This is a genomic window from Tistrella mobilis (assembly GCF_041468085.1).
Classification (GTDB): domain Bacteria; phylum Pseudomonadota; class Alphaproteobacteria; order Tistrellales; family Tistrellaceae; genus Tistrella; species Tistrella mobilis_A.
The window spans coordinates 4,064,351-4,076,086 of sequence record NZ_CP121017.1 but is presented as its reverse complement, the minus strand read 5'-3'; the positions used below and the strand labels follow the sequence as shown (position 1 = coordinate 4,076,086).

At 69.4% G+C, this 11,736-nt stretch carries 10 protein-coding genes; 6 read left to right on the top strand and 4 right to left on the bottom strand.

Annotated features, from left to right (window positions below):
* Positions 1-20: 20 nt before the first annotated feature.
* Positions 21-377, top strand: a complete 357-nt coding sequence (locus P7L68_RS23915) for a P-II family nitrogen regulator (protein WP_372002292.1) — start codon at positions 21-23, stop codon at positions 375-377.
* Positions 378-394: 17 nt separating this feature from the next.
* Here the strand turns inward: P7L68_RS23915 and P7L68_RS23910 are convergent, their stop codons facing one another.
* On the bottom strand, positions 395-1,831 hold the full coding sequence (locus P7L68_RS23910; RefSeq protein ID WP_372002290.1) for a short-chain fatty acyl-CoA regulator family protein: 1,437 nt from the start codon (positions 1,829-1,831) through the stop codon (positions 395-397).
* Positions 1,832-1,976: 145 nt separating this feature from the next.
* On the opposite strand from P7L68_RS23910, the gene aceB reads away from it, so the two are divergent.
* Genes aceB through P7L68_RS23895 form a run of 3 tightly spaced genes read left to right on the top strand, consistent with a single transcriptional unit; the run spans position 1,977 to position 5,164 of the window.
* Complete coding sequence (aceB, locus tag P7L68_RS23905) at positions 1,977-3,581, top strand: malate synthase A (RefSeq protein WP_372006943.1); 1,605 nt, start codon at positions 1,977-1,979, stop codon at positions 3,579-3,581.
* Between the two features lie 40 nt (positions 3,582-3,621).
* Positions 3,622-4,920 carry an isocitrate lyase gene (gene aceA / locus P7L68_RS23900; RefSeq protein ID WP_372002288.1) on the top strand — a complete coding sequence of 433 codons (1,299 nt, stop codon included), beginning with the start codon at positions 3,622-3,624 and terminating at the stop codon, positions 4,918-4,920.
* Positions 4,921-4,933: 13 nt separating this feature from the next.
* Positions 4,934-5,164 (top strand): hypothetical protein, encoded by a 231-nt coding sequence (locus tag P7L68_RS23895; RefSeq protein WP_372002285.1) that lies wholly within the window; start codon positions 4,934-4,936, stop codon positions 5,162-5,164.
* Positions 5,165-5,208: 44 nt separating this feature from the next.
* On the opposite strand, the gene P7L68_RS23890 is transcribed toward P7L68_RS23895, so the two are convergent.
* The 3 genes from P7L68_RS23890 to P7L68_RS23880 form a co-directional block, all read right to left on the bottom strand.
* On the bottom strand, positions 5,209-6,528 hold the full coding sequence (locus P7L68_RS23890) for an MFS transporter (protein WP_372002284.1): 1,320 nt from the start codon (positions 6,526-6,528) through the stop codon (positions 5,209-5,211).
* 37 nt (positions 6,529-6,565) lie between these two features.
* Positions 6,566-6,847 carry a metal-sensing transcriptional repressor gene (locus tag P7L68_RS23885; RefSeq protein ID WP_372002282.1) on the bottom strand — a complete coding sequence of 94 codons (282 nt, stop codon included), beginning with the start codon at positions 6,845-6,847 and terminating at the stop codon, positions 6,566-6,568.
* A 72-nt stretch (positions 6,848-6,919) separates the two neighbouring features.
* Positions 6,920-7,930, bottom strand: coding sequence for a LacI family DNA-binding transcriptional regulator (locus P7L68_RS23880; RefSeq protein ID WP_372002281.1), 1,011 nt, complete (start codon positions 7,928-7,930; stop codon positions 6,920-6,922).
* Between the two features lie 280 nt (positions 7,931-8,210).
* Here P7L68_RS23880 and ptsP point away from each other — a divergent pair, with 280 nt between their 5' ends.
* Positions 8,211-10,754, top strand: coding sequence for a phosphoenolpyruvate--protein phosphotransferase (ptsP, locus tag P7L68_RS23875; RefSeq protein ID WP_372002279.1), 2,544 nt, complete (start codon positions 8,211-8,213; stop codon positions 10,752-10,754).
* Entirely contained in the window at positions 10,751-11,731 is a 981-nt protein-coding gene (gene pfkB, locus P7L68_RS23870; RefSeq protein WP_372002278.1) for a 1-phosphofructokinase, read from the top strand. Before ptsP ends, pfkB begins: the two co-directional genes overlap by 4 nt.
* Positions 11,732-11,736 lie beyond the last annotated feature (5 nt).

Sequence of the window (11,736 nt, the reverse complement as noted above, 5' to 3'; positions counted from 1 at the left end):
ATCCCGAGGAGACGTACTCCATGACCGACGCAGCTGCTTCCGATCAGATCCTGTTCCACCCGCTCAAGAAGATCGAGATCATCGTCACCGGCGAGACCGAACCCTTCGTCCGGCGCCTGCTCGACGATTCGGGCGTCTCGGGCTACACCCTCATCCGCGATGTCGCCGGCAAGGGGCATCACCGCTTCCAGGAGGGGCGGCTGCTGTTCAACGATCAGGCCAGCCTGGTGATGCTGCTCGCCGTTGCGCCCGAGACCGCCATCCGCCGGATCGCCGCCGGCCTGGCGCCGCTCTTCCGCAAGCAGTCGGGGGTGATGTTCATCTCGGACGTGCAGGTGGTGCGGCTGGAGCACTTCACCCGGCCCGAGGCCGGGTGACCGCGGCCGGGGACCTGTCAGCCGAATTCGAAGGCCGAGAGGTTCTTGCGGCTGCCGTCGATGACCAGCGGCCGGGTCATCGGCGGGAAGGCGCGAGCGGTGCAGTTGGGGCGCTCGCAAAGCCGGCAGGTGGCGCCGATCGGCGTCACCGCCGCAGGGCTCGACAGGTCGAGCCCGTCGCCATAGGCCACGTTCGGGGCATGGCCGATCTCGCAGCCGAGGCTGATCGCAAGCCGCCTCGGGCTGCCGGGATGCGGCACCGGCAGGGTATCGACGGTTCGCGAGACGGTGAGATAGACCGTGCCGTCGGGCATCTCCACCGGCTGGATGATGGTCTGCCCCGGGGTTGCGAAGGCATCGTGGACCCGCCAGCGCGGGCAGGTGCCGCCATGGCGGGCGAAATGAAAGCCGCCGGCAGCAAAACGCTTCGACACATTGCCGGCATTGTCGACGCGGAGCAGGAAGAACGGAATCCCGCGGGCGTCCGGCCGCTGGAGCGTCGTCAGGCGGTGGGCCACCTGTTCGATGCTGGCATCGAAGCGGGCGGCAAGCACCGTGACGTCATAACGGCAGCGCCTGGCCGCTTCCAGGAAGCCGGCATATGGCATCATCACCGCCCCGGCGAAATAGTTGGCGAGGCCGATCCGGCAGAGGCTGCGTGCTTCCGCGGTTCGAAACCCGGCCCCGGCGACCAGCTGGTCCATCAGTTCGCCATGTTCCATGAGTGCGATCTGCACCGCCACCTGGAAACAGCGGCTGGGACGCGGCAGCAGTTCCGAAAGGAACAGGCGGCGGGTGTGGTGATCATGGCGCCGCTGCATGTCCGGCATCACATGCACGGGCAGGATGGTGACCGCCAGCCCGTGACGTTCGCGCAGGCGCTCGATCAGTCCGGCCATACGATCGGGACCGGGCAGCGCGGCGGCCAGTTCCTCGGCTGCGGTATCCAGTTCGGCGACATGGTTGCCGCGGGCGTGAAAATAGTCCCGCACTTCTTCGATCGGAAAACGGTCGTCATCGGCAACCGGCCGGCGATCGCGGCCGAGCGCCAGCGAGGCGAGGTCGTCGGCCTGCCGGGCATTGCGCCGCCAGGCGCGGTAGAGGGTCACGAGGGCGCGGGCGATGCGCGGGCTTGAGGTGACGGCGTCGTTGATTTCGGCGGGGCCCGGCCGGCCGGCCGGATCCCGCGGATCGGCGACCACCGGGTCTGCCAGTGCTTCCGCCAGTTCCGAGGCCATCCTGGCTTCGTTCTCGCCGCCGAGATCGCGCAGGTCGATGGCATAGGTCGTCGCCAGCTTCAGCAGCAATTGTGCAGTCAGCGGCCGTTGATTGTGCTCGACGAGATTGAGATAGCTTGCCGAGACGCCGAGATCGCGGGCCATGGCGCTCTGGGTGAGGCCGCGGCTCTCGCGGAGATGGCGCATGCGTGCGCCGGCGAAGATTTTCCTGTCCATATGCCGCGGCGACTTTCACAAACTTTACATGATGGCGACAGGCAAGGTCAAAACTTTGACTTGCAAACCTTTTTCGGTATTTCAGTGGTGAACGTGCGCCGCCGGTCTGTCAATCCTGTGACACGAGGAAATGACGACCGGAGACATGGCCATGACGGTGATGACCAGGATCGACGGGGCAGGCGTGGTGCAGGCGACACCGGCCCCGGATATGGAAACCGCCGCCCTGCTGGGGGCGGATGCGCTTGCCTTCCTGGCCGGGCTGGAGCGGCGTTTCGGCGCCCGGCGCCGCGAGTTGCTGGCGATGCGCACGGCCCGCGCCGTCCGGATCGCCACCGGTGCCGAAGTTCTGGATTTTCCGGCAGAGACCGCGGCAATCCGTGCCGCGGACTGGCGGGTGCGCCCGGCGCCCGCCGATCTTGTCGACCGGCGGGTCGAGATCACCGGGCCGGTGACGGAAAAGCTGGCGATCTCTGCCCTGAACTCCGGCGCCAACGCCTTCATGGCCGATTTCGAGGATGCGACGACACCGCTCTGGGCGGCATTGCTCACCGGTCAGGCGGTGTTGTACCGGGCCGTGCGCCGCACGCTTGCCCATCGTGACCCGGCGACTGGCCGCGAGACGGCGCTCTCCCCGACACCGGCGGTGCTGATCGTGCGGCCGCGTGGCTGGCATATGGAAGAGGCGCATCTGAAGGTCGACGGAACGGCGATTGCGGCCACGCTGTTCGACGCCGGGCTGTTCCTCTTCCACAATGCAGCCGAGACGGTCGCTCGCGGTACGGGCCCCTATCTTTACCTGCCCAAGCTGGAAAGCCGGCACGAGGCGGCACTCTGGCGCGATGTGCTGGAATGGGTGGAGGACCGTCTCGGTCTGGCCCGCGGCACGATCCGGGTGACCGTGCTGATCGAGACCCTGCCTGCCGCCTTCGAGATGGACGAGATCCTCTACGCGCTGCGCGATCACATCACCGGGCTCAATTGCGGCCGGTGGGACTATGTGTTCTCGATGATCAAGACGCTGGGCACGCGGCCGGATTTCATCCTGCCCGACCGGGCGCAGGTGACCATGACCGCGCCGGCCCTGGCCGATTATGCCCGGTTGCTGATCCGCACCTGCCATCGTCGCGGTGCCCATGCCATGGGCGGCATGGCGGCCCAGATCCCGCTGCGCGACGATGCCGAGGGTAATGCCCGCGCATTGGCCCGGGTGCGGGCGGACAAGACGCGTGAGGCCGGGCTTGGCCATGACGGTACCTGGGTGGCCCATCCGGGGCTGATCGCCGAGGCCCGTGCGGCCTTCGATGCCGTGATGACCGGTCCCAACCAGATCGACCGGCCCGATGACGGTCCCGGGATCACTGCCGCCGATCTTCTGCGGCGCCCGGACGGGACGATCACCACGGCGGGGCTGCGCACCAATCTCTCGGTCGGCATCCGCTATCTGGCCCATTGGCTGGACGGTCGCGGCTGCGTCGCTCTCGACGGGCTGATGGAGGATGCGGCCACCGCCGAAATCTGCCGCGTTCAGCTCTGGCAATGGGCCCGCCACCGGGTGTGCACCGAAGACGGCATCACCGTTACCCCGGCCAGGCTGGCCGCGGAAGCAGCCGGCCTGCGCGCCGGCTGGGCGATGCTGCCGCGTGGCGCCGAGGCGGAGGCGCTGTTCCTCACCCTCTGCGGCGGCGACCGGCCGCTGCCCTTCCTGACCCTGCCGGCCTGTCGCGCGATCACCGCCGCGGCGGCCTGACGACGTCCTCCACCGACGATCGACGAGGAGCCCCCTCCCCATGACCAGCTTCGCCACCCTTGTGCCCGGCGCGCCCGCCGGCCGTTTCGACGGCATCACCCGCAGCTATTCTGCGGCCGATGTCGAGCGGTTGCGCGGATCGGTGCGCATCGCCCACAGCCTGGCCGAGCGCGGCGCCAACCGCCTCTGGCAACTGCTTCAGGACGAGCCCTACATCAATGCCCTGGGTGCGCTTTCGGGCAATCAGGCCATGCAGATGGTGCGCGCCGGGCTGAAGGCGATCTATCTCTCGGGCTGGCAGGTGGCCGCGGATGCCAACCAGGCCGGCGCCATGTATCCGGATCAGAGCCTCTACCCGGCCAATTCGGGACCGGAACTCGCCCGGCGAATCAACCGTACATTGCAGCGCGCCGACCAGATCGAGCATGCCGAAGGCCGGCGCAGTGTGGATGACTGGTTCGCGCCGATCGTGGCGGATGCCGAGGCCGGCTTCGGCGGCCCGCTCAACGCCTTCGAGATCATGAAGGCCTATATCGAGGCCGGAGCGGCCGGCGTTCACTTTGAAGACCAGCTGGCGTCGGAAAAGAAATGCGGCCATCTGGGCGGCAAGGTCCTGATTCCGATCGCGGCCCATATCCGCAACCTGACGGCGGCCCGCCTCGCAGCCGATGTGATGGGGGTGCCGACGCTGATCGTGGCCCGTACCGATGCCGAGGCGGCAAAGCTGATCACCTCGGACATCGACGAGCGCGACCGGCCGTTCATCGAGCCGGGCGAGCGCACGTCCGAAGGCTTCCACGCCTTCCGCAATGGTGTCGATGCCTGTATCGCCCGTGGCCTCGCCTATGCGCCCTATGCCGATCTGCTGTGGTGGGAAACGTCGCATCCGGATCTGGCCGATGCGCGCCGGTTTGCCGAAGCGGTGCAGGCGCAGTATCCGGGCAAGCTGCTCGCCTATAACTGTTCACCGTCGTTCAATTGGCGGGCGAAGCTGTCGGACGCTGATATCGCCCGCTTTCAGCGGGAGCTGGGGGCGATGGGTTACCGCTTCCAGTTCGTGACGCTGGCCGGCTTCCATCAGCTCAATCACGGCATGTTCGAACTGGCCCGCGGCTACCGCGATCGGGGCATGGCGGCCTATGCCGAGCTGCAGCAGGCCGAATTCGCCGCGGAGGCCGCCGGCTACACGGCCACCCGCCATCAGCGCGAGGTCGGCACCGGCTATTTCGACGCCGTGTCCCTGGCCATCACCGGCGGCCGGTCGTCGACCACCGCCATGGCGGAATCGACCGAGGCCGCACAATTCGACAAATCCGTCGACAAATCCGCGGCCGAGTGAGGAGGCTGTTCCCATGTACGACGCCGAGATGATCGCCATTCCGGGCAGCGGTTCCTGTCCGCATCCCCCGGATCGCGACACCGCCATCCGCCGTCTTGCCGACCATGTTCATCGCCTGAACCATGCCGTCTCGGCAGCGGTTCAGGCGGGGGCGACGGTCGAGCTGCATCGCGTCAGCCGCATCCACGACGGTGTCGGCCATTGGGGTGATCAGCTGGTGCCGGTGGTGAAGCTTCCCGACTGAACGCGCGGCTTCCGCTTCCATGCGGTCGCGATCGCGCCCTCCCGTCACCGGGGCCAGTGGCGATGGTGACGGTCGATCACGAAGGCATGGGCGTGCACGTGGCCCCGGGGGCCGGGGCGGGCATCGGCGAGATGCGGATGTCCCTCTGGCAGGGCCGCGTGCACGTGCTCCACGACCGCCGGATCATGGCTGTGCCAGAACAGCATGGCCGCGGTGGCGGCGATGCCGGCGATCACGGCCATCATCGCGAATGCCGCATCCGTGCCGAGGACCGCACCGCCCCAGCCGGCCAGCGGATAGGCAAGCAGCCAGCAGGCATGAGAGACCGCGAACTGCGCCGCGAACAGGGCCGGGCGGTCCTCGGGGGCTGCCGACCGGCGGAGGAGCCGGCCCGCCGGCGTCTGGGCATATGCCGATGCCAGCCCCAGCGTGAACCAGAGGGCGGCGAGGGTCAGGGGGGTGGGGGTCGTCAGCCCGGCCAGAAGGCAGGGGGCGAGCAGCGCCGTGCCCGTCAGCATGACCCGTCGTTCCGGCAACCGGTCGAGCAGGCGCGGCAGGGTAAGGGCGGCGAGCATCGAGCCTGCGCCGTTGATCGCGAGCAGGAGTGCCGTCCGGCTTTCGTTCAGGCCAAGCCGGCCCTGCACGATCACCACCGTGTTGACGATCACCATGGCGCCGGCCGCGGCCAGGGCCAGATCGATGGCTGCCAGCGCCCGCAGCCGGGGGGTGGCCAGGATGATGTGCAGGCCGTCGAGGCTTCGCCGGCCGAGAGGCGGTCGCGGACCGGCCGCCCGGAACGCCGGGAGGGCGAGGCCGGCGATCAGCCCTGCCGAGACCAGGAAGCCCAGGGCGGTTCCACCGAACAGGGCGTGAAAGCCCGTGACGCTGAGCAGGGCGGCGGCGAGGGCCGGACTTGCCACCGCCTCAAGGTCGTAGGCGAGGCGTGAGGCGGACAGTGCCCTGGTATACGCGGCCTCGTCCGTCAGAATGTCGGGGATCAGGGCCTGCACGGTCGGTGTGAAGGCGGCGGAGGCCGATTGCAGCAGGAAGATCAGCAGATAGACCTGCCAGATCTCGGTCACGAAAGGCAGGCAGGCCGCCATCGCCGCCCGGACGAGATCCAGCCCGACCAGCAGCCGCCGTCTTGGCAGCCGTTCGGCAAATGCGGCTGCAACCGGCGCCACGCCGACATAGGCGACCATCTTGATCGCGAGCGCGGTGCCGAGCACGGTGCCCGCCTGAGGCCCCGCCAGATCCCAGGCCAGCAGGCCGAGCGCCACAGTGGCAAGCCCCGTGCCCGACAGCGCCACGATCTGCGCCAGGAACAGGCGACGCCAGACACGGTTCGCGGGCAGTACCGCCATGGAACGGGTTCTCCGGGAGGTCGGGGATTCCGGGAGGTCAGAGATACTTTGCGATTGCCTTGAAGTCGGTGAGCACCTGCCGCCGCGCCCCATCCAGCGGTGCCGCGACATCGTCGAGGCAGTGGTCCAGATGATCCTGGATCAGGGTGCGTTTGGCCTGTGCCACCGCCTTTTCGACCGCATGGAGCTGCTGGGCGACGTCGAGGCAGGGGCGCCCGGCCTCGATCATCTGCACGACGCTGCGCAGATGGCCCTCGGCGCGCTTCAGGCGCTTGATCACGTCCGGATGGCTGGCATGGAGATGCGGATGCTCTGTCATGACCTGGATCCTATCCCCCTGGAGGGGATGAGTCGAGGCAGAAAACAGCCCGGCAGGGCCGGGCCGGGTGGATCAGTTTGCGACGGCGCGCAGCCGTGCGCCGGTGGAGCCGCGCAGGATCGGCCGGCCCGAGAGCACCATCTTGCGGGCAGGGCCGCCGGGGCGCTGCAGCCGATCGAACAGCAGCGACATGGCAGTGGTGCCGATCTCGTGAACCGGCTGTTCGATGACGGTCAGGCCGGGGCCGACCAGGCTGGTCCAGGTCTCGTTATCGAAACCGGCAACCGCCAGATCGTGGGGCATGCTGAGCCCCAGGCGGCGGATGGCCCGGGCGACGCCCAGCAGCAGCTGGCCGTTGCTTGCGATCAGTGCATCCGGGCGATCGGACGACTGCATCCAGTCCAGCAACTCTGCCTCGCCCGCATCTGCGGTGGGCGGGATGAAACGGGCGGGTGCCGCCAGGCCCCGGGCGGCCAGGGCTGCGGCAAAGCCGGCATGGCGCTCGATGCCCGTCGTACTCGTATTGCCGAACAGGCCGCCGATCCGGCGATAGCCCTGTTCCATCAGATGCGAGACCAGGGTATGGGCGGCGGCGGCGTTGTCGAGCACCACCGCATCGTGCAGGCCCGGCGGGCCGACGCGATCGATCAGCACCGCCGGGAAATCCAGCGCGGTCTGCGACAGGGCTTCGGCCGAGGTGCGGGTGGGCGCGAAGATCAGCCCGGTCACCCGCTCTTCCTGCATGAGGCGCAGATACATCGCCTCCTTTTCAGGGTTTTCGTCGGTGTTGCACAGGATGACCCGCATGCCGGCCTCGTAGGCGGCATCTTCGACGGCACGGCTGACCGCGGTGAAGAAGGGGTTGCGGATGTCGGACACGATCAGGCCGATCGTCCGGCTGTGCTGAGAGCGCAGCCGGCGCGCCGAGAGATTGGGCCGGTAGCCGGTGGCGCGGATCGCCGCATCGACCTTGTCGCGCAACTGCGTGCTGACCGGGCCGCCGGTCAGCACCCGGGATACGGTTGCGACCGAGACCCCGGCTTCGCGGGCGACATCCTTGATTCTGGCCTTGAGCGTGGACATGACCTGAAATCGTTTTCAGCTTCGTAGGCTGAATTTTCGCCCATCGGCTGGCGGAATGCAAGCATTTGCTGCGGTGCAGCATATGTGTGAAAGGGTGCTGTCTTGACAGTGTTTGTGTAATCGATTTCAATTCACCCCGAGGTGCCATCCGGCACGAAAATTCCGCACGCCCCGAGATCGGCCAGGCGGGCCGCCCCGGCTGCGTGCCTGTCGACACGCCCGGTGGTCCCGAAAACAGGGGCCCGATGCAGATGGCCGGGCAGGGGAGGAAGACCAGACGATGACGCCAGCCCCCGAGCCCTTCGCGCCGCCGGCTGATGGCGCCGCCGCCATCCGTCGTGATCTCATCCGGCTGGGGGCTGCCCCGGCCGACAAGCCGACAGCCATTCGCGAGGCGGCGCAGATGCTGGTCGCCGCCGGCATCTGCGCGCCGGCCTATGTCGAGAGCATGCTGAAGCGCGAGGCGGTGGCGAACACCTTTCTGGGGGCGGGCGTGGCCATCCCCCATGGCATGGTCGACGACCGGGCACTGGTCCACGGCAATGCCGTCGCGGTGCTGCAGGTGCCCGACGGCGTGACCTGGAATGACGGCCAGACGGCCCGTCTGGTGGTGGCGATCGCGGCAAAATCCGATGCCCATATCGCGATTCTGCGCCGTCTGACCCGGCTGCTGAACGACGAGGCGCGGCTTGCCCGGCTTACCCGCACCACCCGGGTCGAAGACATCATCGGGGCACTGGCCGGCGAAGACGGGCCGGCTGCCGCGGCCGGCGACGTGGCCGACTTCGCCGAAGGTTTCGACTGGACGGTCGACTACCCGACCGGCCTTCATGCCCGCCCCGCCTCTGTCTGGGCCGATACGGCCCGGCGGTTCCAGGCCCGGATCCGCATCCGTCATGGCGGCGAGGCGGCGGACGCCAAAAACATGATCCCCCTGCTCCAGCTTGGCCTGAAGCAGGGCGACAGCGTCCGGGTTTCGGCCGACGGGGCCGATGCCGCCCGGGCGCTGCAGCAGATGAAGGCGGTGATGGACCGCCTGGGGCAGGAGGAGCGGGCGGCAGCCGCCCGAGCGGCCGAGCGGGCCGCCGCACCGGTTGCCGGCTGGACCCCGCCCGCCGATGCCGGGCTGGTGCCGGTGGCGGGCCTGCCCGCTTCCCCCGGCCTCGCCATCGGCCGCGTTCATGTGCTGGCATCCGGCCCGATCACCGTGCCGGACCGGCCGGTGCCGCTGATCGAGGGCGGCGATGCGCTCCATGGCGCGCTGCAATTGACCCGCGAACAGCTCAAGGTTCTGGCGGACGACACCTCCCGCCGGCTGGGGGCTGCCGAAGCGAAGATCTTCGAGGCCCAGGCCGAACTGCTGAACGATGCCGATCTGGTGACGCTCGCCTGTCAGCTGATGGTCGAAGGCCATGGCGTCGCCTGGTCGTGGCACGAGGCGGTGGAGCGGCTGGCCGGCCGGCTGGCGGCCTCCGACAATCCGGTGCTCGCGGCCCGGGCTGCGGATCTGCGCGATGTCGGCCGGCGGGTTCTGCTGCGGATCGAACCGGGCCTGGCCCAGGGCGGCATCGGCGACCTGCCCGAGGGGCCGGTGATCCTGCTGGCCGCCGATCTCTCCCCCTCCGACACGGCCGGGCTGGATACGGGCAAGGTGATCGGTCTCGCCACCGCCCAGGGCGGCCCCACCTCCCATACCGCGATTCTGGCGCGCACGCTCGGCCTGCCGGCGATGGTGGCCGCGGGTGGCGCGCTGCTCGACCTCGCCCCCGGCACGCAGGTGATCCTGGACGGCCAGGCCGGGCGGCTCTATGTCGACCCGTCCGAGGCGGCCCTCGCCGCCGCCCGGACCTGGGCCGACGAGCAGGCGGCCCTGCGGGCGCGGGAGGCGGAGGAACGCGGCCTGCCGGCCCGGACAACCGACGGCCACACCGTCGAGATCGGTGCCAATGTCAACCGTCCCGACCAGGTGCCGCTGGCGCTCGATCAGGGGGCTGAAGGCGTCGGACTGATGCGGACGGAATTCCTGTTCCTCGAACGCGACCGCACGCCGGACGAAGACGAACAATACGCCTTCTATCGCGACATGGCGGCTGCCCTCGACGGCCGGCCGCTGATCGTGCGGGCGCTCGATATCGGCGGCGACAAGCAGGTGGCGCATCTGCATCTGCCGCATGAAGAGAACCCGTTCCTTGGCGTGCGCGGCGCCCGGCTGCTGCTGCGCCGGCCCGATCTGCTGGAGCCGCAGCTGCGCGCGCTCTATCGCGCGGCCCGCGACGGCGCAAGGCTCTCGATCATGTTCCCCATGATCACCTCGCTGGGCGAGGTGCTGGAACTGCGCCGGATCGCCGACCGTATCCGCGCCGATCTCGATGCACCCGAGGTACCGCTCGGCATCATGGTCGAGGTGCCGTCGACGGCCGTGCAGGCGGATGTCTTTGCACCCCATGTCGATTTCTTTTCGATCGGCACCAATGATCTCACCCAGTACGGCCTGGCGATCGACCGCCAGCATCCGGAGCTGGCCGCCGAGGCGGACAGCCTGCACCCGGCCGTGCTGCGTCTGATCCGGATGACGGTCGACGGCGCCGCCCGTGCCGGCCGCTGGGTCGGCGTCTGCGGCGGTATCGCCGGCGATCCCTTCGGCGCGGCGCTGCTTGCAGGCCTTGGCGTGCGCGAGCTGTCGATGACCCCGCGGGACATTCCGGCGGTCAAGGCCCGGCTGCGCGGTCTGGACCACGGGGCGCTGAAGGCGCTGGCCGACGAGGCCCTCGCCGCCGGCACCGCCGCCGACGTCCGGGCGCTGGAGGCGAGGCTCGGCGCATGACGGCGGCAATCATCACCGTCACCCTCAACCCGGCGATCGACCAGACGATCGTGATCGACCATCTGGTGCCGGGAGAGGTTCATCGGGCGAAGCGGGTGGAACGCAGCCCCGGCGGCAAGGGCGTCAATGTCGCAAGCTGTCTGGCCGATTGGGGGTTCCGGGTCACCGCGACCGGCATCCTGGGGCGCGACAATGCCGCGGCCTTCGACGGGCTGTTCGCCGCCGGGCGCATCGCTGACCGCTTCCTCAGGGTTCCGGGGGAGACCCGGGTCAATGTGAAGCTGGCGGATCTGGCGGCTGCGGATACCACCGACATCAACCTGCCCGGGCTTGGCGTCGGGGCGGCCGATCTCGGCCGGCTTCGCAGCGTGCTCGACGAGGTGGCGGGGCCGGAATCGGTGGTGGTGCTGGCCGGCAGCCTGCCGTCAGGGGTGGCGGTGGACATCTATCCCGATCTCTGCCGCAGGCTCCGCGCCCGCGGCGCCCGGGTGGTGCTGGATACGAGCGGCGCGCCGCTCGCCGCCGCCCTGGGTGCCGACGAGGATGCGCTGCCCGACTGCGTGAAGCCCAACCGGGACGAGCTTGCCGCCTGGGCCGGCCGGCGGCTTGAAACCAGGGCCGATCTGCTGGCGGCGGCGCAGGGCCTCGTTGCGCGGGGGATCGCGCTGGTGGTGGTCTCGATGGGGGCGGAGGGGGCCCTGTTCGTGACCGCCACCCGCGCGATCCATGCCGGCCTGCCGCCCGAGCGGGTGCTGAGTACGGTGGGGGCGGGTGATGCCATGGTCGCCGGCATCGTCGCCGCTCAGGCAGAGGGGGGGGATCTGGAGCGGATCGCCCGCGCCGGCACCGCCTTCGCCGCGACCAAGCTTGGCCTTGTGGGGCCGCATCTGCCGCCACGGGGCGTGGTCGAGGCGGCCATGGCCCGCGTGCATCTGGCCGAGGCCGATATCGCCGACCGTCTTCAGGTCCGGAACTGATCCGC